A 21,332-nucleotide genomic window follows, 5' to 3' on the forward strand; every position below is an offset into this window, starting at 1 on the left:
ACATGCCTGACAGGGGGAGCTGCTCGTTCCGATGCAAGGCAAGTCCAAGGGAGGGTCGTATGCAATACGGCGCAAATGACTTGGCTGACGGCGTGCGCACCGAGCTGGAAGCCAGCTACAGCAAGCATGGCTGCGGCCCGGAATTCTGGACCACGTACCAACAGGTGCTGGAGCGCCTGGTTCCCAAGGGCAGGAGCCGGACCCAGGTCACCAACGAACTGGCGTTGATCATCGAACAGCTTGGCATCGTACGGCGCGCGCAGATGGTGCCGCCACGCAGCACGCGCGCGCGCTGAATCCGCTTGGGGAACTAAAGAACACGCAGGCCGATACCCAGCAGCACGCCCAGCGTGGCGAGCGCGGCGAGCGTGCGTGGGCGCAGCCAGCGTGTCTTATGCTGCTGAGCCGCATGGCGGCTGGCAATACGGATCAGTCCCGTTGGGAAATGCCACGCGCGCATCTGCGCATTGCACGCATCCACGCATGCGCCACAGGCGATGCACTCCGGCAGCGTGCCGGCGCGCACGTCCAGCTGCATCGGACACACCTGCACGCAGGCATTGCAGTCCACGCAGTCGCCCAGCCGATCATCGTCGAAGCGCGGCATCGGCCCGGCCAGCGCCGGGTGGGCTGCGCGGAATGCATAGTCGTCGGCGCTGATCGGGTCGAGCAGTCCGCGTCCACGCTGCATGACCCCGCCCTGGCCACGCGGGCGGGGGCCACGGGGCTCCGCGCGGCGTGCGTCGTAGCAGACCTGCGGGGTGTCCGCGTCGCACAGCAGCGGCGCCATGCGTGCATAGGGGCACAGGTCGATGCACACCTGTTCGCGCAGGAAGCCCGCGTTGCCCCACGTGGCGGCCGCATAGAACAGCACCCAGAACAGCTCCCAGCCGCTCCACGCGGCGGGCCAGAACCCGGCCACCAACGGCTGGATCGGGCTGAAGACGCCGACAAACGTGATGCCCGTCCACAGCGACACCAGCGCCCAGGCCAGGTGCTTGGCCGCCGTGGCCAGCGCGGGCTGGCGCAACAGGCGTGCGCAGGTCAGTTCGATCCAGCGGAACAACCCGCTCCACAGGGTCTGCGGACACGCAAGCCCGCACCACGCCCGCCCGGCGAGGTTGGTGAACAATGCCAGGCTGCAGGCGAGCACCGCGATCAGCCCCAGCAATACGCCCAGGTCCTGCGGCCACAAGGTCAACCCGAACAGGTCGAAGCGGCGCCCCGGCAGGTCGAACAGCAGGGCCTGGCGTCCATCCCACCGCAGCCAGGGCAGCAGGTAGAACATCGCCAGCAGGGTGGCTGACAGCAGGGCGCGCCAGCGCAGCGGCGGACGCGGCGCCGGTGGCGGCGGCGTGGCATCGACCAGGTGCAGGGGAGGGCGTGGCGGCATGCTCACCCCAGCGGCAGCTCGTCGTTGTCGCGGCGCAGGGGCCGCAGCAGGTACCAGGTGATCGCGCTGGATGCAGCGGTGACCGCCCAGAACATGAAGAAGCCCAGGGTGTAGCCCAGTTCGCGGCTGAGCGCGTGCTGCGGGAAGGTGAGGTCACGCAGGCGCAAGGGGTCGACGAAGGCGAAGAACACCATGCTGGCCAGGCCGGCAGCGACGAAGCTTGGCCACAGGATCGCGCCCCACTGCTGGATCAGCAGGCGTCGTCGGCTGGTTTCAGGCGGTTCGTGCAGGTCATTCATCGCCGCCAGACTAGGGGCTGCGACAGCGCGCCACATTGATCCTGATCAAGGCGACGTTGCATCATGACCGCGCCGCGTCCGCCGCCAAGGAACCCCATGTCGTCCCCGTCCCCGACCGCCCTGCCAACCCCGGCGGCAGCGCTGTGCAGCGAGCAGGAGGTGACCCGCCTGGTGCACGACTTCTATGCGCGCGTGCGTGAGGAACCGCGGCTGGGGCCGGTGTTCGCCGCGCGCATCCACGACTGGGACGCGCACCTGGCGCAGCTGGTGGATTTCTGGTCGGCCATGCTGCGCGGCACCCGCCGTTTCAGCGGTACGCCCATGCCCAAGCACATGGCCATGGACGAACTGGACCGCGACCTGTTCGACCGCTGGCTGGCGTTGTTCCGGCTGACCACGGCCGAATGCGGCAACCCTGGGCTGCAGCGGCTGGCCGACGATGTGGCCGAACGCATCGCCGATACATTCTGGCGGCGCTTCCAGATGCTGCGCTGGCCGCAGCTGCGGGTCGCAGGCGCCCCGCAGGCGGATTGATCTGGCTCAATGCGTGCGTCCGCGCAGGCGCGCACGATGCGCGCATGGACACCTTTTCGCCTGCCGCCGCCGGGCTTGCCTGGCACTTCGACCCGGACCTGTTGCGCCGCCACGACCGGCCTGGCCCGCGCTATACCTCCTATCCCACCGCGCCGCATTTCCACGACGGCTTCGGCGAACACGGACTGCGTGCCGCGATCGCGGCCAGCAATGTCGAGGCGCTGCCATTGTCGTTGTACGTGCATGTGCCGTACTGCAGCAGCCCGTGCTTCTACTGCGGCTGCAACCGGGTGATCACCCGCGACCATGGCAAGGGCGTGGCCTATGTCGCGCGCGTGCTCAGCGAAGCTGACCTGATCGCACCCTTGTTCGATGCCTCGCGCGACGTGGTCCAGCTGCACCTGGGCGGTGGCACCCCCAACTTCCTGGCCAGCACCCCGATGCGCGCGCTGATCGACGGCCTGCGCCGACGCTTTTCGTTCAGCACCTCGGCGAGCCGCGACTTCTCGATCGAGCTGGATCCGCGCTTCGTCACCCGCGACGACATCGCCCAGCTGGGCGCGTTGGGTTTCAACCGGGCGAGCCTCGGCATCCAGGATTTCGACCCGGTCGTGCAGCGCGCGATCAACCGCGAGCAGGGTGTGGAGGCCACGCTGGAGGTACTGCGTGCGTGTCGCGAGCATGGCCTGCGCTCGGTCAACGTGGACCTGATCTACGGCCTGCCGCACCAGACCCTGGAGGGCTTCGCGCGCACCCTGGAAACGGTGCTGCGCGAACGCCCCGATCGCTTGGCGATCTACGGCTATGCGCACCTGCCGCACCTGTTCAAGGCGCAGCGGCAGATTGCCGAGGCGGCCTTGCCCAGCCCGGAACAGAAACTCGCGCTGCTGGGCCTGGCAGTACGGCGGCTGTCGTTGGCGGGTTATCAGTACATCGGCATGGACCACTTCGCGCTGCCGGAGGAAAACCTGTCCCGGGCGCAGCGTGCCGGCCAGCTGCATCGCAACTTCATGGGCTATACCACCCATGCCGACACCGATCTGGTCGGACTGGGCGCCAGTGCGATCAGCCGCATCGGCAACAGCTACAGCCAGAATCCGCGCGACCTGCCGGGCTGGGAAGCGGCGGTGGATGCCGGGCGCCTGCCGGTATGGCGGGGGCTCACGCTCGACGCCGACGACGTGCTGCGTGCCGAGCTGATCGGCCAGTTGATGTGCCAGGGCGAGGTTGACGGGCATGCGCTGGGCGCGCGCCATGGCGTGGCATTCGACACCTACTTTGCCGACGCGTTGATCGCCCTGCAGGCACTCCAGCATGACGGCCTGGCCGACTACGCCAACGGCGTGGTCCGCGCCACCGAGCGTGGGCGTCCGCTGCTGCGCCTGCTGGCAATGTGCTTCGACCGCTACCTGGCCGCGCCGGATCAAGCGGTGCGCTACTCGCGTGCGATTTGAAGCGGCGGCCTGCGCAGCGTGGTGCCCGGAGCCGGAATCGAACCGGCATGGGGTTGCCCCCGGCGGATTTTAAGTCCGATGCGTCTACCAGTTTCGCCATCCGGGCCGGCGCTGCGGAGGGAAGTGTAGCGGAATCCAGCGGGCGGCCGGCGGCGCGCGCGCGGGCCACTCCGCCGAGCGATTTGGCGCTAGCATCATGCGACGTTCCCCCGGGCCACGTTCGACATGCTCAAACTCCATATCGGCAACAAGAATTACTCGTCCTGGTCGATGCGGCCGTGGGTGCTCATGACCCAGGCCGGCATCCCGTTCAACGAGGTCGTGCTTCGCTTCGACAGCTTCGAGCCCGGGTCGCAGTTCAAGCGCAGTGCCGAGGCGTTGTCGCCGTCGGGCACCGTGCCGGTCCTGGTCGACGACGGGCTGGTCGTGTGGGACTCGCTGGCGATCGCCGAGTACCTGGCCGAACGGTTTCCGCAACTCGGCTTGTGGCCGGCCACCGCGCCCGAACGTGCACTCGCGCGCAGTGCGGCCGCCGCGATGCACAGCGGATTCGGTGCGCTGCGTTCGCACTTTCCGATGAACATCGAGGCGAGCCTGCCCGAGGTGGGCGCACGGGTGCTGCGCGAGGAGCCCGCGGTGGTGGCCGACCTGCAGCGCCTGCTGGCGTTGTGGGAATCGTTGCTGGCACGCCATGACGGTCCCCTGCTGTTCGATCGTTTCAGCATCGCCGACGCGTTCTTCGCCCCGGTGGTGATGCGCCTGCACACCTATGCCGTGCCGGTGAGCCCGCGCGTGCAGCGCTACCTGGAGGCGGTGCAGGCGCTGCGCGGGGTACAGGCGTGGGTCGCCGCAGCGCTCCAGGAGCACGATTTCCGCGCGTTCGAAGAGCCGTACCGTACGGAGCCGACGCCGCGCTGAACGGGGCAGGGCACGCAACGCAACCTTTACGCGGGCGGTGGCGGCGCGCCGTAGGCTGCGCATCACGCAGACAGGGACGAGTGCCATGCCGAAGGCAGTGACAATGGGAGTGATGCTGGCGTGGCTGGCCTTTGCGCTGCCGGTGCAGGCACAGGCGCCGCAGGCGTTGCCCGAGGTGGTCGACCTGGCGCCAGTCGTGGTGTCCGGTGTGCAGCCCGGCCCGGGGATGTGGCGGGTCACCAGTGCTGACGGACACACACTGTGGATCCTGGGTACGGTGTCGCCGCTGCCCGCAAAGCTCGACTGGCGCGCCGACGAGGTCAAGGCGGTGATCGCCAGTGCCGATGCGGTGCTCGGTTCCCCGGGTTGGACACTGGACGCCGATGTCGGCTTCTTCCGCGGCCTGACCCTGCTGCCGTCGGCCATGAAGGCCGCACACGACCCGCAGGGGCGCCGGCTGGACCAGATCCTGCCACCCGAGCTCTACGCGCGGTGGGCACCGATGAAGCAGCGCTACCTGGGCCGGGACCGGGGCGTGGAGAAAGACCGCCCGCTGGTCGCGGCCACGCGCCTCTACGGCGCCGCGTTGAAGGCGGTCGGCCTCGCCCCGCGCTCAGGCGTCGGCGAGCTGCTGGAAAAGGCGTACAAGGCGCGCGGCCTGAAACCGGTGGAGACCCGCCTGGTGATCAAGGTCGCCGATCCGCGCGCGGCATTGAAGGAGGTGCGGGGCAGCACGCTGCCGGACGTGGACTGCCTGCAACGCACGCTGGACGTGGTCGAGCATCAGCTGCCCGTGCTGGTCGATCGTGCCAATGCCTGGGCGGTAGGGGATATCGAGGCACTGCAGCAGTTGGCGTTGAAGAACCAGTACGACGCCTGCGTGGGTGCCCTTGCCAGCAGCGAGCTGGGCCGCCGCCGGGGCCTGGCCGACCTGGAGGCGCGCTCGGCCGACACATGGTTGGCGGCCGCGCGCGACGCCCTTGCGCGCCACCCGGTGACGTTCGCGACCGTACCGGTGCATGCGCTGGTTGCACCGTCCGGCTATCTGGAGCGCCTGCGCCAGGCCGGCTATACGATTCAGGCGCCCTGAGCCGGGGCGCCGGGAACGCCATTTCCACCACACGTTCTTCATGGCATAGTCGCCGGGACTTCACCGGGGGGGATGTCCATGTCGTTGCGGGCGATCGCATATGTCAGTGACGCTGTCGAGGGTCTGGATGGACCGGGCATCGACCGCATTCTTGCCGCGGCGTCCAGCTTCAACCGCGTCGCCGGCGTCACTGCGGTGCTGATGTTCGATGGCAGCCGTTTCCTGCAGTACTTCGAAGGCCCCGACGACGGCGTGGACTCGGTCTACCAGCGCGTGCTCAACGCACGCAGCCATGCGCAGCTGCGCGAGCTCGCCAACGGTGCGGTGGCCACGCGGCACTTTCCACGCTGGACCATGGCCTCCGCGCGGATCGATGCGGAGGTGTTGACCAGCATCGTGGACGCCGCGTGGAGCGGCTTCACCGCCGCCGCGCCGGTGGACGGGCAGCGCCGCGTGGGCTTCGCGCGCATGCTGGAGGTGTGGACCGGGGTGTCCGGTGAACTGGAGCCGGCGGCGGTCACGCTGGGCTCCTGACTGCTGCCGGCGCCTCGTAACACAAAGATCACAGGTCGACGTCTAGCATGTGTCTACCAGCTGTGACCGGTCCGGGGTATGCCCCCGGGGTTGTCTGAAAGGGAAGTAACCGCAGCTGGACCACTTATTGGCCGTCGTCCGTACTCTCCGCGGGCGGCGGTTTTGTTCTTTGTGGGGCAGCGCTTGCCGCGATAGTCTTGTCGCATCCGTTGCCTGGTAGTGCCCCCACATGATCTATCACACTCTGCTGCTGTTCCCGTGCGCCGTTGCGTGCGGAGGAACGCCTTGATGGAGGCGACCCAGTGGGCCGCGCAGGCGCGCATCGCGGTGATCGGGCTGGGCTATGTCGGCCTGCCGCTCACGGTGGCCTTCGGCACCCGGCAGACCACCTTGGGCTACGACATCGACGCGGCGCGCGTGGCCGAGCTGCAGCGGGGCCACGACCACACCCTGGAACTCGAACCGGCCGAGCTGGCGGCGGCGGTACACGCGCGCTACAGCGCCGCCCCGTCCGATCTGGTTGACTGCACCGTCTACATCGTGACGGTGCCCACGCCGATCGATGCACACGAACAGCCCGACCTCGGCCCGCTGCGCAGCGCAAGTACGTTGATCGCCAGCGTGCTCAAGCCCGGCGACGTGGTCATCTACGAATCCACGGTGTATCCCGGCACCACCGAAGAGGTCTGCGTGCCGTTGCTGGAAGCCGGCTCGGGGCTGCGCTTCAATCAGGATTTCCACTGCGGCTACAGCCCGGAGCGCATCAACCCGGGGGATCGCCAGCGTCGGCTGGCCGACATCCGCAAGATCACGTCGGGATCCACCCCGCAGGTGGCGGCGTGGGTTGACGCGCTGTACGCGGGCATCATCAGCGCGGGGACCTGGCCGGCGCCGTCGATCCGCGTGGCCGAGGCCGCCAAGGTGATCGAGAACATCCAGCGCGACGTCAACATCGCGCTGGTCAACGAACTGGCGTTGATCTTCGACCGTCTCGGCATCGACACCCAGGACGTGCTGGACGCAGCAGGCAGCAAATGGAATTTCCTGCCGTTCCGCCCGGGCCTGGTGGGTGGGCATTGCATCGGGGTGGACCCGTACTACCTGCTGCACAAGTCCGAAAGCATGGGCTACCACCCCGACCTCATCCACACCGCACGCCAGGTGAACAACCGCGTCGGTGCACATGTCGCGCAGCGCGTGCTGGCCCTGTTGGCCGCACGCGGCAAGGCGGGCAAGGACGCACGCGTGCTGGTGCTTGGCGTGACGTTCAAGGAAAACTGCCCGGACCTGCGCAACAGCCGCGCGCTGGAACTGGCCCAGGTGCTGCAGGCCAAGGGTGCGCAGGTGGACGTGCAGGACCCGTGGGTAGGGCCGGCCACCCTGGACGGCAGTGGCGTGCGCTGGGTGGAACAGCCGGACCCCCAAGGCTACGACGCGGTGGTGCTGGCAGTGGCGCATGCGCATTTCCGCCAGTTCGATGCCACGCGTATCCGCGCGTTGCTGGTCCCGGATGGGGTTGTTTACGACGTGAAGTCGGTCTGGCCACGGGACGTCGTCGACGACCGGTTGTAGACTCGACCACGTTTGTTGATCGAGGAAAGCCATGCATCGTTATCTGGTCTACGTGCTCGCCATCCTGCTGTTCCCGGTCTGCCTGTGGCTGGCCGGGATCTGGCCCGCCTGGTACTGGGGCGTGGGAGCCACCGCCGCGCTGGCGATCCTCGGCACCTGGGACCTGCTGCAGAAGCGCAGCACGCTGCGCCGAAACTACCCGGTGCTGGCGCATTTCCGCTACGGGCTGGAATCGATCGGGCCGGAGATCCGTCAGTACTTCGTGCAGAGCGACCTCGAGGACGTGCCGTTCTCCCGCCAGCAGCGCGCACTGATCTACCAGCGCTCCAAGAATGAAATGGACGTGGTGCCGTTCGGCACGCTGCGCAGCACCTACGCGGTGGACTATGAGTGGATCAACCACTCGCTGGCCCCGACCGAGGTGGCCGACCACGATTTCCGTGTGCTGATCGGCCCCAACTGCGCCAAGCCCTATTCGGCCAGCGTGTTCAACATTTCGGCGATGAGCTTCGGCTCGCTGTCGGCCAATGCCATCCGCGCACTGAATGAGGGCGCGCGGCGCGGCGGCTTCTACCATGACACCGGCGAAGGCTCGATCTCTCCGTACCACCGTGAGATGGGCGGCGACCTGGTCTGGGAAATCGGCTCGGGCTACTTCGGTTGCCGCGACGAGCACGGCGGTTTCAGCGAGGAGCGCTTTGTCGCCAATGCCAACACCGACCAGGTCAGGATGATCGAGATCAAGCTGTCGCAGGGCGCCAAGCCCGGCCACGGCGGGGTGCTGCCGGCGGCGAAGGTCAGCGAGGAAATATCGCTCACGCGCGGCGTGCCGATGGGCGTGGACTGCGTGTCGCCCTCAAAGCATTCGGCGTTCAACACGCCGCTGGAACTGCTGCAGTTCGTGGCACGCCTGCGTGAGCTCTCCGGCGGCAAGCCGGTGGGGTTCAAGCTGGCCATCGGGCATCCGTGGGAATGGTTCGGCATCGCCAAGGCGATGCAGGAAACCGGGTTGCTGCCGGACTTCATCGTGGTCGATGGCGCCGAAGGTGGCACCGGCGCGGCGCCGTCCGAGTTCGTCGACCATGTCGGCGTGCCGATGCATGAAGCCCTGCTGCTGGTCCACAACACGCTGGTCGGCCTGGACCTGCGCGACCGTATCCGGGTCGGCGCGGCCGGCAAGGTCACCAGCGCCTTCGAGATCGCCCGCACCATCGCGCTGGGCGCCGACTGGTGCAACGCCGGGCGTGGTTTCATGTTCGCGCTGGGCTGCATCCAGTCGCTGAGCTGCCACAGCGACCGCTGCCCGACCGGCATCGCCACGCAGAATCCGAACCGCTGGCGTCACCTGGACGCGGCCGACAAGGCCACGCGCGTGCACAGTTACCACGAGAACACCCTGCGCGCGCTGCGCGACCTGCTGTGCGCAGCGGGCCTGCGGCATCCGGCCGAGCTGGGCCCGGAGCACATCGTGCGCCGCGTGTCGCCGGTGGAGATCCGCTCGCTGGCCTCGCTGTACCGCTACCTCGCCCCCGGCGAACTGCTGCGCCAGGTACCCGACCACGCGGTCTTCCACGACTTCTGGGCCGACGCCCGCAGCGATTCCTTCCAGCCGCCGGCACGCATCCAGGCCCTGCGAACCAGCAAATCGCGCTAGGGTAGTGCCGGCCGCTGGCCGGCTCCACGCAATGCCAGCAACCCGCGTAGTGCCGGCCGCTGGCCGGCTCCCCACAATGCGTGCAACCCGCGCAATCCCGGCCGCCGGCCGGCCCAGGCGATCCGTGGTCCGGCCAACGGCCGGCGCTACCGGAGGTACTCCACCACCCCACGACCGGCGCGCAGCCCACTCGCAAAACACGCCGTCAGCAGGTAGCCGCCGGTCGGCGCTTCCCAGTCCAGCATCTCGCCCGCGCAGAAGGTCCCAGGCAGCTCGCGCAGCATCAACCGCGCATCGAGTGCCTCCAACCGCACGCCGCCGGCAGTGCTGATCACTTCGGCGATGGGGCGCGGGCGCAGCGGCGACAATGGCAAGCGCTTCAGCGCCGATGCAATGGCCCCGGCCGGCAGGTGTCCGGCGTCCTTGCCAAGCACTTCGAACAGCAGCGCCGACTTCACCCCGCCCAGGCCGAGCTGGCGGCGCAGGTGCTCGCCGAAGCTGCGGCCCTGGCGCGGCTTCTGCAGTTTTTCCAGCAGTTGGGCCTCGGTCTGCCCGGGCAGCAGGTCGAGCTGCAGCACCACCGCGCCATCGCGGGCCAGCGTATCGCGCAGATCGGCTGCCAGCGCGTAGATGAGGCTGCCTTCGATGCCGTTGGTGGTGATCACGCATTCGCCCTGCTGCGAGCGCGGCTGGCCATCCAGCGCGGTCCAGTGAGCTACGACAGGCTTGAGCGGCGCACCGCCCTGACGATCACGGAAGTACGTCGTCCACGCGATGTCGAAACCGCAGTTGGCCGGCTTCAGCGGCGCGATGTCGATTCCACGCGCGGCCAGCGGTGCTACCCAGGCTGCATCGGAGCCAAGTTCGGGCCAGCTGCCGCCGCCCATCGCCAGCACAACCGCATCGGCGCACACACCGGCAGGGCCGTCGGGCGTTTCGAAGCGCAGCGCGCCATCGTCCTGCCATCCGCTCCAGCGGTGCTGCACATGGAAACGCACGCCCTGTTCCTTCAGCCGGCGGACCCAGCCACGCAGCAGCGGCGCGGCCTTGCGGTCCACCGGGAACACCCGGCCGGAGCTGCCGACATAGGTATCCACGCCGAAACCGCGCGCCCACTCGCGCAGGGCAGGGCCGTCGAAGTCCGCCAGCCACGCGCCGACCTCGGCCGCGCGTTCGCGGTAGCGCGCCACGAAGACGTCCGGCGGGTCGGAGTGGGTGAGGTTCAGCCCGCCCTTGCCCGCGATCAGGAACTTGCGTCCTGGCGATCCCTTGGCGTCGTAGACGTCCACCTCGTGGCCCGCCGCGCGCACGGTTTCGGCCGCCATCAGCCCGGCCGGGCCGCCGCCGATGATCGCTACCCGCCGCGCCGGGCGTACGTCGCTGCTCATGGGTGGATCAACGCGGCTTGACGTCGAGCAGCTCGACATCGAACACGAGCGAGGCGTTCGGGGGAATCGGGCCGGCACCGGAGGCGCCATACCCGTAGTCGGCCGGAATCATCAGGGTGCGCTTGCCGCCCACCTTCATGCCCGCGAAGCCTTCATCCCAGCCCTTGATCACGCGGCCTTGCCCCAGCCCGAAGCTGAACGGCTCGCCACGGTCGACCGAGCTGTCGAACTTTTCGCCATGCTTGTCGGCGGCACGTTCGTCGTAGACCCAGCCGGTGTAGTGGACCACGATGGTGCTGCCCGGGGTCGCCTCGGCGCCGCTGCCCGGCTGGGTGTCGATCTTCTCGAACGTGGCGATGCTGCCGCCCGGCGGCGGGCCGGGCGGGGTGCACGCGGCCAGCAGCGACAGCAGCGCGGGAACGAGCAGGAACTTCGGCAGACGACGCATGGGGGGCACCGGTAGAAAACGGGGACGCAAGGGTAGCGCATCGCCGGGCGCTATCATGGGCGGATGTCGAAACTGCTGCTCAACCTGCGCAATGTCGCGGACGATGAAATCCAGGACGTGACCGCCCTGCTGGATCAGGCGGGCCTCGCCCATTACCGCACCGAGCCCAGCCCCTGGGGGATCTCGTTTGGCGGGATATGGATCCGCGACGATGCCGACCACGCCCGGGCCAAAGCCCTGATGGCCGACTACCAGCAGGCCCGCGGCGAGCGCGTCCGCGCCGAGCGCCAGGCCGCGCTGGCCGATGGCACCGCCGAGACCTTTGGCACGCTGCTGCGCCGACGCCCGCTGTTCGTGGTGGCCGTGCTGGCCGGCATGATCGGGGCCGCGGCACTGGTGCTGCTGCCGTTCGTGCTGCTGCGCGGCTGAATGCCCGGTTGGGCGGGGGTGGCGGCCCGGAGGTAAAATGGGCGGATGATCGCCAATACCGCCGCCTACCACTTCACCCCCGTCGCCGACCCCGATGCGCTGTGCGCCACGCTGCTGGCGCGTGCCGAGGCGGCCGCGCTGCGCGGCACCGTGCTGGTGGCCGGTGAGGGCATCAATCTGTTCCTGGCTGGCAGCGAGTCGGGCATTGACGGCTTCTATGCCGCGTTGCGCGCCGACCCGGGGTTCGCGGACCTGCGGGTGAAGACGAGCTACAGCCAGATGCAGCCCTTCGCCCGGCTCAAGGCCAAGGTCAAGCCGGAAATCATCAGCTTCCGCATCGACGATGGGCAGCCGCTGGCCTTTCCGCGTGCGCCCTCGGTCGATCCGGCGACGGTGCAGCGCTGGCTGCGGCAGGGCCACGACGATGCGGGCAAGCCGGTGGTGATGCTCGACACCCGCAACACCCAGGAGATCGAGTACGGCACCTTCCAGGACGCGCTGGTGCTGCCGATCACCAAGTTCACCGACCTGCCCGACGCGCTGGCGCCGCACCGCGAGGCGCTGCGCGACAGCACCGTGGTGAGTTTCTGCACCGGCGGCATCCGCTGCGAGAAAGCCGCGCTGTGGATGCGCAACGACGGCATGGCCAACGTGCTGCAGCTCGACGGCGGCATCCTGGGCTATTTCGAGGCGGTGGGCGGCGAGGGCTATGACGGTCGCTGCTTCGTGTTCGATGAGCGGGTGGCCCTGGACGCGGAGTTGAAGCCGCTGGTGGACCAGGCCGCGGATTGAGGCCGCGCGTCGATGGCGTGCGTGGGCCGGCCAACGGCCGGCGCTACCGGTGACGGCGGCCCGGCAATCCCGCAGGAATCACCATCCCGCCAGCGGCCATGGTATCGCCGGGTGGTCGCCCCCATCCCAAGGGCAACCCTTTTGATGGAACCCATCCATGCAACTGTCGATTCTTGATCTGGCCCCGGTCTGTGAAGGCAGCGATACCACCCAGGCCTTCGCCAACATGCTGGACCTGGCGCAGCACGCCGAAGGCTGGGGTTTCCACCGCTACTGGCTGGCCGAGCACCACAACATGCCGGGCATCGCCAGCGCCGCCACGGCCGTGCTGATCGGCCACGTCGCCGGTGGCACCCAGCGCATCCGCGTGGGCGCGGGCGGCATCATGCTGCCCAACCATGCGCCGCTGCAGGTGGCCGAGCAGTTCGGCACGCTGGCCTCGCTGTACCCGGACCGCATCGACCTGGGCCTGGGCCGCGCGCCCGGCACCGACCAGCCCACCGCGCGCGCCCTGCGCCGCTACTTCGACAGCGCCGACCAGTTCCCGCAGGACGTGCGCGAGCTGCTGCAGTACTTCGAACCGGCCCAGGCCGGCCAGGCGGTGCGCGCGGTGCCGGGTGCAGGTATTCCGGTGCCCGTGTGGTTGCTCGGTTCCAGCCTGTTCAGTGCGCGCCTGGCCGCCGCGATGGGCCTGCCGTTCGCCTTCGCCTCGCACTTCGCCCCCGATGCGATGGATGAGGCGCTGGCGGTCTACCGCCGTGAATTCCGCGCGTCGCAGTACCTGGCCGCGCCGTATGCCGTGCTGGGCCTGAACGTGGTGGCCGCCGAATCGGAGGCGGAGGCCAAGCGCCTGTTCACCACCCAGCAGCAGAGCTTCGTCAATCTGCGCCGCGGCCTGCCGGGCCTGATCCCGCCGCCGATCGACGATATCGAGGCGTTCTGGCAGCCGCATGAAAAACTCGGTGTGCAGAACGCGCTGGCCTGTGCGGTGGTCGGCGATCTGCGCCAGGTGGGCGAGGGCATGGCCGCATTCGCCGCCCGCCACAAGCCCGATGAACTGCTGCTCACGGCCAACATCTACGACCACGCGGCGCGCAAGCGTTCGTTCGGCCTGGCCATGCAGGCGCGCCGCGACCTCGGTGACCGGATCTGACGTTGAACGCGTCGCCACGCGCCCGGGAAATGACGCACCGGCTGTGTGCTGTTACGCCGCACATCGTGCGAAGGCGGCGTGACCATGCGGTTCACGTTGCCATGGCTCCAGATCCGGTGTGATGGAGCTCCTTCTTTCAGGAGTTCCCCCATGGCAGACCACGATCGCCAGCAGCACATCAAACAACTGGCCGAACTGATCCGCGGCGTGGACATCGCCATGTTCACCACCACCGGCGTCGATGGCCGGCTGTACAGCCGGCCGCTCGGCACGCAGGAAGTGGAGTTTGACGGCGACCTGTGGTTCGCCGTGGCCGCAGACAGCCCGAAGGTGGCGGAAATCGCGCTGAACCCGCGCGTCAATGTGTCCTACGCCTCGCAGTCGAAGAACACCTATGTGTCGGTTGCCGGCATCGCGCGCATCGTCGATGACCGCGCCAAGGTGGACGAGCTGTGGTCGCCGCCGATGAAGCTGTTCTTCCCGGGCGGCAAGGACGATCCCAGCCTGCGCCTGATCCACGTCAGCGCCGAATCGGCCGAGTACTGGGACGGCCCGGGCACGCTGCTGGGGAAGGCGTTGAGTTTCGTGCTGTCGGCCGTGTCCGATGACCCGAGTGCGTTGTCCGACAACGGCGTCGTCGACCTGCGCTGAAGGCAGGGTGGCTTGGGCGCGACGGACGACGTCGCGCCGATGCGCCGACGGGGTAGCGCCGACTGTCAGTCGGCTGCCTTTCGCATGGAACCAAACGCCGCGCTGCGCGCGTAGCCGACTAACAGTCGGCTCTACCGCGCAGCCGACTAACAGTCGGCTCTACCGCGCAGCCGACTAACAGTCGGCTCTACCGCGTAGCCGACTAACAGTCGGCTCTACCGCGCAGCCGACTAACAGTCGGCTCTACCGCGTAGCCGACTAACAGTCGGCTCTACAGCGCTGGTCCTTTCAGAACCAGCGCTGGAACAGCCCCGCCACATACTCCACCAGCTGCCCCGAGCTGAAGCCGAAGAACACCACGGCGGCCACGGCCCCGATCCAGTTGATCAACATCAACGTCCCGTCGCGCTCCAGCAACGCCAGCGCGAACAGCAGCAGCTGGAAACCGAACAGATAGTTGGTGAACGGAATCGGCAGCGACAGCAGCAGCCCGGTCAGTACCAGCAGCAGGCCGGTAAACGCATGCGCAGGCAACGGCACCAGCAGCAGCGGTCGACGCGGCTTCAACATGCGATCCAGGCGGCGCAGCGCGCCGTCGATCCGCGCCAGGAACTTGTGCATCGTGCCGCGGCGCGGGCCGCGGTTGCCGATGAAGCCGGGCAGCCACGGCCGGCGCAGGCCGAACAGCATCTGCACCCCGATCATGATCACCAGCGGGCCACTGACCGCACCGCCGATGCCCGGTACCGGGATGAAGGCCGGCAGGATCGCCACGAACAGGAACACCCCGAACGCGCTCTGCTGCAGGCCCTGCAGGATCTGACCCAGGCGCAGCCGCTCATCCGGATCGCCATGGTCGAACATCGCCAGCAGCGTGCGGATGCCTTCGTTGCGGTATTCCGGCCGGCTCTGGTCCGGTGGTGGGGTCGGATCAGCCGGTGAGTTCATCGGTCTCTTCTTCGGCCAGGGTACGCATCAGCAGCTTGTCCACGCGCGCGCCGTCGAGGTCGACGATCTCGATGCGCCAGCCGGCCCAGTCGAAGTACTCGCCAGCGTGGGGAATGCGCCCGAAGAAATGGATGCACATGCCGGCGAGGGTGTAATAGTCGCCGTCTTCGGCATCGGGCAGTTCGGCATTGCCCATCAGTTCGCGCAGGTCTTCGATCGACAGCGATCCGTCCACCAGGTAGGAGCCGTCCTCGCGGGTCACCACCAGGGCGTCCTCGTCCACGTTCTCCACCGACTGCATGCGGCCGACCACCGCGCCCATCAGGTCGCTGATGGTGACCAGGCCCTGGATCTCGCCGTACTCGTCCACCACCAGCGCCATCGACTGCTGTTCCTCGCGGAAGATCTCCAGGAGCTTCATCGCATGGGTGGATTCGGAGACGTACAGCGGCTCGCGAAGGTGCTGGAACAGCGAGTGTTCGTCGCGCACCAGGCGCGTGACCAGGCTCTTCACCTCGAGCACGCCGACGATGTCCTGGTCATTGTCGCGATACACCGGGTAGCGCGAGAACTCGTGCTCGCGCATGGTCGTCAGGTTCTTCTCGGCATCGGCCACGGTGTCCAGCCAGGCGATCCGGTTGCGCGGGGTCATCAGGCTGTCGGCGGTGCGGTCGCCCAGGCGCATCACCCGGTTCATCATGTCGCGCTCGTGGGCGTCGATCACACCGGCCTCGTGGCTCTCGGCCACCAGCATGCGGATCTCTTCTTCGGTCACCGTCGCCGCTTCGTCGTTGCCCAGGCCGAGCAGGCGAAGCACCAGGCGCGTGGTCTTGGACAGCAGCCAGACGAACGGGAACGCCAGCTTGGCCAGCCAGCTCATTGGCATGGCCACCAGGCCGGCGATGTCCTCGGAGCGGGTCAGGGCGAGGCGCTTGGGCACCAGTTCGCCGAAGATCAGCGTCACGAAGGTGATCAGGGTCACCGCCAGCCCCTTGCCGACCAGCTCGGCATGGCTGAAGCCGGGCGTCAGCTCCTTGATCCAGGTGGCAATGGCCTCGCCGATGGCGTCGCCGCCGAGCAGGCCGGTCAACACGCCGATCACGGTGATGCCGATCTGCACGGTGGACAGGAAGCTCTCCGGCTTCTCCGACAGCTCCAAGGCCTTGGCGGCGCGCTTGGAGGTACCGGCCATCTGTTTGAGGCGGCTCTTGCGCGAGGTCATGACCGACATCTCGGACATGGCGAAGAACCCGTTGAGCAGGATCAGGGCGAAAACAAGCAGGATCAGTTCAAACACGGGCGTCGTCCCCGGTTGGTGGCAGGGAGGGCGTGTTCAAGCGATGGCAGCGGCTGCCTGGCCAGGTCAAGCCTGGGGGGCGCGGCGGGGGGGTAGGGTCGTCGTCCATAGAGTGCACCCGAAGGTGCCCGCGCATCTTAACAAAAGCCGGGGGGAGGGGTGCAAACAGGGTCGTTCAGCAGACCCCGTTGTGGTGTGAAGATCACGGGAGTACCCGGATTGGACATCAAACCGTCATAATTCCGCCCGGTGCCGTCCTTCCTCGACGGCGAATAGGTTTCTCCATGTTCTCTCTGCAGACCATTTTCGGCTCCGGCAAGCAGTTCTACACTTTGCTGGACGAGGCTGCCCAGGCCGCCCAGGACAGCGCCAAGGCGCTGCACGCGATGCTGCGCGACGCAGACCGCCAGCCTGCGCTGGACGCCTTCAAGCTGGCCCGACTGCGCGAACGCGCCGCCTCGGACAAGATCAGCCAGGCGCTGGTGGACAGCTTCATGACCCCGATCGAGCGCGAAGACATCGAAGCGCTGGGTTCGGCGCTGTACAAGATTCCCAAGCAGGTCGAGAAGTTCGCCGACCGCTACTCGCTGGCCACCCAGCACCTGGAGCACATCGATTTCGCGCCGCGCGCGGCGATGCTGGAGCAGGCTGCCAGCGTGGTGGTGGAGATGGTGGGTGACCTGCGCCACATGAACCTGGACCGGATGACCGCGCTCAACGAGAAGCTGCGTTCGCTGGAGAACGAGGCCGACCGGCTGATGCTCGAGCTGTACCGCGACATCTACTCCGGCCGTTTGGACAGCCTGCAGATGTTCCTGCTCAAGGAGTTCTTCGAGATCCTGGAAAAGGCCATCGACCGGTGCCGCGAGGCCGGCGTGGTGGCCTACCAGATCGTGCTGAAGAACAGCTGACGGACGCCACAGCATGCTGACCCTCGTTCTGGTGGTGATCCTGGCCGCGCTCGTTTTCGAGTTCATCAACGGCTTCCACGACACCGCCAACTCCATCGCCACCGTGGTGGCGACCAAGGTGCTCTCGCCCGGCTGGGCGGTGATGCTTGCCGCGTTCATGAACCTCATCGGCGCACTCACCGGCACCGCCGTCGCGCTGACCATTGCCTCGGGCCTGCTCAACACCAACGTGGTCGACGTGACCCCGCAGGTGATCCTGTGCGCGCTGCTGGGCGGCATCATCTGGAACCTGATCACGTGGTGGAAGGGGCTGCCGTCATCGTCCTCGCACGCGCTGATCGGTGGCCTGTGCGGTGCCGGCCTTGCGGCCGCCCACAACAACTGGGACGCGCTGATCTGGTCCGAACGGATCGGCACCTGGGCCCAGAACAAGGGCCTGCTGTGGAAGGTGTTCCTGCCGATGATCACCTCGCCGGTCGCGGGCTTCCTGCTCGGCATCGTGGTGATGCTGCTGCTGTGGGCGATCATCGCGGGCATGGCCAAGGCCGGCGGCTGGCTCGGCCGCCTGGCGCGTCCGCGCATCGTCAATGCTTTCTTCGGCAAGGCGCAGATCGTGTCGGCGGCCTACATGGGCTTCGCGCACGGCCACAACGACGCGCAGAAGACCATGGGCATCATCGCCATGACGCTGATCGGCGCTGAGGCGACCGGTGCGCTGAACGACCTGCCGTCCTGGCTGGCCTTCATGCACCCGAACGCGCAGAGCGGTGACGGCATCGCGATGTGGATCGTGCTGACCTGTGCGGTGGTGATGGCGGCCGGTACGGCGTCGGGCGGCTGGAAGATCATCAAGACGCTGGGCCACAAGATGGTCAAGCTGCATCCGATCCACGGCTTCGCGGCCGAAACCAGCTCGGCCACGATCCTGACCCTGGCGGCGCACTTCGGCATGCCGGTCTCGACCACGCACAGCATCTCCACTGCGATCATGGGCGTGGGTTACGCCAAGAACCCGCGTTCGCTGCGGTTCGGCGTGATCGAGCGCATCGTCTGGGCCTGGATCCTGACCATCCCGGCGGCCGGCGGCTGCGCCTACCTGATCCTGCGCCTGTTCGAGATGTTCGGCTGGGCCTGATGAGTCTGGTTTGAAACACAAAAAACCCGGCTTCGGCCGGGTTTTTTGTTTGCTTTGGTTTTTGCGCATAGAGCGGCGTTTCGATTCTTACGAGCTGGGGAGGCCGACGGGCAGCCCCTTACGGGACACGCCGTGAACCCATCCATGGGGGCTTGGCAAAACTTGCGCAATTGCGCAATCCTGCGCATGCGCCGGACCCATGTTTTTGACAGTCCCTACAGGGGCTTCCCGCCGGCCTCCCCCGATGGTTGGTCGCGTGCGGGTGGAAAAAGCAGACACGCATGGCGTGTCCCTACGCGGTCGTGTTGATGTATTCCGCGTGATGCCGGTAGGGGCGGTTCCCAAACGACTGCACGGAACAACCCGGCACCCGCTAACGCATGGAAACGATCAAACCCGGCTCTTGATTCTCCCCGGGCCACCAGCACACCGTCGAGGGTCGGCGGGGGCGGGTTTGCGGGACTGTAGAAAACATGGGCCCGGCGCATGCGCCGGGCGGGTTGGGCAGGACGCCCAACCCAGGCCTTGCCGTGTACGCGGGATTGCGTACACGAGCAAGTTTTCTACGAGCCCCCATGGACGGGTTTACGGCGTGTCCCGCAAACCCGCACCCGCCGGCCCAGCTCAGGCCATGCGCGGCCCAACGGCTGTTCGCCCAGATGCATGAAGCAGCCGGGCAGGGCCCGGCTCTACGGGACGGTATCGATTGAAAAAAAATCCCGCCGAAGCGGGATTTTTCAGCAGCAATCAGACTTCCAGCGATGCCAGATCGCCCTTGTTCTCCAGCCACTGCTTGCGGTCGCCCGCGCGCTTCTTGGCCAGCAGCATGTCCATCAGCGCGCTGGTCTGCTCGCCATCGTCCACCGTCAACTGCACCAGACGGCGCGTGTCGGGATGGATGGTGGACTCGCGGAGCTGCTCCGGGTTCATTTCGCCCAGGCCCTTGAAGCGCGTCACGCTGACCTGGCCCTTGATCTTCTCGCGCTCGATCTTGTCCAGCAGCGAACGCTTTTCTTCCTCGTCCAGCGCGTAGAACACCTGCTTGCCCACGTCCACGCGGAACAGCGGCGGCATCGCCACGAACACGTGGCCCGCATCGACCAGTGCCGGGAAGTGCTTGAGGAACAGCGCGGTCAGCAGCGTGGCGATGTGCAGGCCGTCCGAGTCCGCGTCGGCTAGGATCACCACCTTGCCGTAACGCAGGCCGGTGATGTCGTCCTTGCCCGGATCGCAGCCGATCGCGATCGCCAGGTTGTGCACTTCCTCCGACGCCAGCACGCTGCCCGACGACACTTCCCAGGTATTCAGGATCTTGCCACGCAGCGGCATGATGGCCTGGAAGTCCTTGTCGCGGGCCTGCTTGGCACTGCCGCCGGCCGAGTCGCCTTCCACCAGGAACAGCTCCGTGCGCGACAGGTCCTGGCTGATGCAGTCGGCCAGCTTGCCGGGCAGGGCAGGGCCCTGCGTGACCTTCTTGCGGACCACCAGCTTTTCGGTCTTCAGGCGCGCACTCGCGCGTTCGATGGCCAGCTGGGCAATCTGCTCGCCCAGCGCCACGTTCTGGTTCAGCAGCAGACTGAAGGCGTCATGCGCCGCACCCTCCACGAAGCCGGCCGCCTGGCGCGACGACAGGCGTTCCTTGGTCTGGCCACTGAACTGCGGATCCGTCATCTTCAGCGACAACACGAACGAGACCCGGTCCCACACGTCTTCCGGGGCCAGCTTCACGCCGCGCGGCAGCAGGTTGCGGAAATCGCAGAACTCGCGCAACGCCTCGGTCAGGCCCGTGCGCAGACCGTTGGCGTGCGTGCCGTGCTGCGCGGTGGGGATCAGGTTGACGTAGCTTTCCTGCACCAGCTCGCCTTCCGGCAGCCACGCCACCGCCCAGTCGACCACCTCGGTGTCCTTCTTCAGCTGGCCCACGAACAGGTCGGCCGGCAGCATCTCGCGCTCGCCCAGCTCCGCCTTCAGGTAGTCGCTCAGCCCGTCCTCGAAGTACCAGTTGTCCTGCTCGCCCGTGGCTTCATCGTGAAGCTTCACGGTCAGGCCCGGGCACAGCACCGCCTTGGCGCGCAGCAGATGGCGCAGTGCGCGCAGGTTGTACTTGGGTGTGTCGAAGTACTTCGGATCGGCCCAGAAGCGCACCCGCGTACCGGTGTTCTTCCTGCCGACGCTGCCCACCACTTCGAGCGGCGTGGCACGGTCGCCATTGCGGAACGTGATGCGGTGTTCGCTGCCGTCGCGTTTGATGTGCACCTCGACCAGCGTCGACAGCGCATTGACCACGCTCACGCCCACGCCATGCAGGCCGCCGGAGAAGGTGTAGTTCTTGTTGTTGAATTTACCGCCCGCATGCAGCCGGGTCAGGATCAGCTCCACGCCGGGGATCTTCTCCTCCGGGTGGATGTCCACCGGCATGCCGCGGCCGTCATCGCTGACCTCGCAGCTGCCGTCCTTGTACAGCGTGACCTCGACCGTCCGGGCATGCCCGGCCAGGGCTTCGTCCACGGCGTTGTCGATCACTTCCTGCGCCAGGTGGTTCGGGCGCGCGGTGTCGGTATACATGCCCGGGCGGCGCTTGACCGGGTCAAGGCCGGACAGGACTTCAATATCGGCGGCGTTATAGCGGGTGTTCATCTGTCTTCAAGAAGCGCAAAGCGACGGCGAAGTTTGCGGTCTGGCCGGTTTTTTTGCACGCCACACGTTCAGGGGCCGGCCGACCAGCCCGCGAT

At 67.5% G+C, this 21,332-nt stretch carries 21 protein-coding genes and 1 tRNA gene; 14 read left to right on the forward strand and 8 right to left on the reverse strand.

The genetic code is table 11. The features are described from left to right. Positions 1-59 precede the first annotated feature (59 nt). The gene (locus tag AC3ITN_RS07190) at positions 60-296 is read left to right on the forward strand and encodes a hypothetical protein (protein WP_313343778.1); all 237 of its coding nucleotides are present in this window, start codon (positions 60-62) and stop codon (positions 294-296) included. Between the two features lie 14 nt (positions 297-310). Here AC3ITN_RS07190 and AC3ITN_RS07195 read toward each other — a convergent pair whose 3' ends face one another. Beyond that, positions 311-1,288, reverse strand: a complete 978-nt coding sequence (locus AC3ITN_RS07195; RefSeq protein WP_489392886.1) for a 4Fe-4S dicluster domain-containing protein — start codon at positions 1,286-1,288, stop codon at positions 311-313. Between the two features lie 107 nt (positions 1,289-1,395). Further along, on the reverse strand, positions 1,396-1,692 hold the full coding sequence (locus tag AC3ITN_RS07200; protein WP_313343781.1) for a hypothetical protein: 297 nt from the start codon (positions 1,690-1,692) through the stop codon (positions 1,396-1,398). Between the two features lie 96 nt (positions 1,693-1,788). Here AC3ITN_RS07200 and AC3ITN_RS07205 point away from each other — a divergent pair, with 96 nt between their 5' ends. Together AC3ITN_RS07205 and hemN are read left to right on the forward strand one after the other, a co-directional pair. Continuing rightward, positions 1,789-2,226, forward strand: a complete 438-nt coding sequence (locus tag AC3ITN_RS07205) for a group III truncated hemoglobin (protein WP_313343783.1) — start codon at positions 1,789-1,791, stop codon at positions 2,224-2,226. A gap of 44 nt (positions 2,227-2,270) precedes the next feature. Continuing rightward, positions 2,271-3,680, forward strand: coding sequence for an oxygen-independent coproporphyrinogen III oxidase (gene hemN / locus AC3ITN_RS07210; protein WP_489392487.1), 1,410 nt, complete (start codon positions 2,271-2,273; stop codon positions 3,678-3,680). Positions 3,681-3,699: 19 nt separating this feature from the next. Here hemN and AC3ITN_RS07215 read toward each other — a convergent pair. Then, positions 3,700-3,786, reverse strand: a tRNA-Leu gene (locus AC3ITN_RS07215). 119 nt (positions 3,787-3,905) lie between these two features. Between AC3ITN_RS07215 and AC3ITN_RS07220 the strand changes: the two genes are divergently transcribed. The 5 genes from AC3ITN_RS07220 to AC3ITN_RS07240 all read left to right on the forward strand — a co-directional run bounded on the left by AC3ITN_RS07220 (position 3,906) and on the right by AC3ITN_RS07240 (position 9,448). After that, the gene (locus AC3ITN_RS07220; RefSeq protein WP_489392488.1) at positions 3,906-4,598 is read left to right on the forward strand and encodes a glutathione S-transferase family protein; all 693 of its coding nucleotides are present in this window, start codon (positions 3,906-3,908) and stop codon (positions 4,596-4,598) included. 103 nt (positions 4,599-4,701) lie between these two features. Next, positions 4,702-5,688, forward strand: coding sequence for a TraB/GumN family protein (locus AC3ITN_RS07225; protein WP_489392489.1), 987 nt, complete (start codon positions 4,702-4,704; stop codon positions 5,686-5,688). 72 nt (positions 5,689-5,760) lie between these two features. Further along, positions 5,761-6,222 (forward strand): BLUF domain-containing protein, encoded by a 462-nt coding sequence (locus AC3ITN_RS07230; protein WP_489392490.1) that lies wholly within the window; start codon positions 5,761-5,763, stop codon positions 6,220-6,222. A gap of 288 nt (positions 6,223-6,510) precedes the next feature. Further along, the gene (locus AC3ITN_RS07235) at positions 6,511-7,794 is read left to right on the forward strand and encodes a nucleotide sugar dehydrogenase (RefSeq protein WP_489392491.1); all 1,284 of its coding nucleotides are present in this window, start codon (positions 6,511-6,513) and stop codon (positions 7,792-7,794) included. Between the two features lie 31 nt (positions 7,795-7,825). After that, positions 7,826-9,448 (forward strand): FMN-binding glutamate synthase family protein, encoded by a 1,623-nt coding sequence (locus tag AC3ITN_RS07240; protein WP_313343801.1) that lies wholly within the window; start codon positions 7,826-7,828, stop codon positions 9,446-9,448. 146 nt (positions 9,449-9,594) lie between these two features. Here AC3ITN_RS07240 and AC3ITN_RS07245 read toward each other — a convergent pair whose 3' ends face one another. Further along, entirely contained in the window at positions 9,595-10,836 is a 1,242-nt protein-coding gene (locus AC3ITN_RS07245; protein WP_489392492.1) for a TIGR03862 family flavoprotein, read from the reverse strand. A 7-nt stretch (positions 10,837-10,843) separates the two neighbouring features. Next, positions 10,844-11,284 carry an FKBP-type peptidyl-prolyl cis-trans isomerase gene (locus AC3ITN_RS07250; RefSeq protein WP_313343806.1) on the reverse strand — a complete coding sequence of 147 codons (441 nt, stop codon included), beginning with the start codon at positions 11,282-11,284 and terminating at the stop codon, positions 10,844-10,846. Between the two features lie 63 nt (positions 11,285-11,347). Between AC3ITN_RS07250 and AC3ITN_RS07255 the strand changes: the two genes are divergently transcribed. The 4 genes from AC3ITN_RS07255 to AC3ITN_RS07270 all read left to right on the forward strand — a co-directional run bounded on the left by AC3ITN_RS07255 (position 11,348) and on the right by AC3ITN_RS07270 (position 14,309). Continuing rightward, a complete protein-coding gene (locus tag AC3ITN_RS07255; protein WP_313343808.1) occupies positions 11,348-11,713 on the forward strand; it encodes a DUF6164 family protein in 366 nt (121 codons plus the stop codon). Positions 11,714-11,758: 45 nt separating this feature from the next. Further along, the gene (locus AC3ITN_RS07260; RefSeq protein ID WP_489392493.1) at positions 11,759-12,505 is read left to right on the forward strand and encodes a sulfurtransferase; all 747 of its coding nucleotides are present in this window, start codon (positions 11,759-11,761) and stop codon (positions 12,503-12,505) included. A gap of 157 nt (positions 12,506-12,662) precedes the next feature. Next, entirely contained in the window at positions 12,663-13,658 is a 996-nt protein-coding gene (locus tag AC3ITN_RS07265) for an LLM class flavin-dependent oxidoreductase (RefSeq protein ID WP_489392494.1), read from the forward strand. Between the two features lie 150 nt (positions 13,659-13,808). Continuing rightward, on the forward strand, positions 13,809-14,309 hold the full coding sequence (locus AC3ITN_RS07270; RefSeq protein ID WP_489392495.1) for a pyridoxamine 5'-phosphate oxidase family protein: 501 nt from the start codon (positions 13,809-13,811) through the stop codon (positions 14,307-14,309). A gap of 288 nt (positions 14,310-14,597) precedes the next feature. Here AC3ITN_RS07270 and AC3ITN_RS07275 read toward each other — a convergent pair whose 3' ends face one another. After that, the gene (locus AC3ITN_RS07275) at positions 14,598-15,257 is read right to left on the reverse strand and encodes an exopolysaccharide biosynthesis protein (RefSeq protein ID WP_489392496.1); all 660 of its coding nucleotides are present in this window, start codon (positions 15,255-15,257) and stop codon (positions 14,598-14,600) included. Continuing rightward, positions 15,241-16,497 (reverse strand): hemolysin family protein, encoded by a 1,257-nt coding sequence (locus tag AC3ITN_RS07280; RefSeq protein WP_489392887.1) that lies wholly within the window; start codon positions 16,495-16,497, stop codon positions 15,241-15,243. The genes AC3ITN_RS07275 and AC3ITN_RS07280 overlap by 17 nt, the downstream gene beginning before the upstream one ends. A 341-nt stretch (positions 16,498-16,838) precedes the next feature. Between AC3ITN_RS07280 and AC3ITN_RS07285 the strand changes: the two genes are divergently transcribed. Together AC3ITN_RS07285 and AC3ITN_RS07290 are read left to right on the forward strand one after the other, a co-directional pair. Then, on the forward strand, positions 16,839-17,465 hold the full coding sequence (locus tag AC3ITN_RS07285) for a DUF47 domain-containing protein (protein ID WP_313343825.1): 627 nt from the start codon (positions 16,839-16,841) through the stop codon (positions 17,463-17,465). 13 nt (positions 17,466-17,478) lie between these two features. Further along, positions 17,479-18,600 (forward strand): inorganic phosphate transporter, encoded by a 1,122-nt coding sequence (locus tag AC3ITN_RS07290; protein WP_313343827.1) that lies wholly within the window; start codon positions 17,479-17,481, stop codon positions 18,598-18,600. A gap of 747 nt (positions 18,601-19,347) precedes the next feature. On the opposite strand, the gene parE is transcribed toward AC3ITN_RS07290, so the two are convergent. Then, positions 19,348-21,237, reverse strand: coding sequence for a DNA topoisomerase IV subunit B (gene parE / locus AC3ITN_RS07295; RefSeq protein ID WP_313343830.1), 1,890 nt, complete (start codon positions 21,235-21,237; stop codon positions 19,348-19,350). Between the last annotated feature and the right edge of the window lie 95 nt (positions 21,238-21,332).

This window comes from Stenotrophomonas sp. KH_036_B (genome assembly GCF_057839485.1).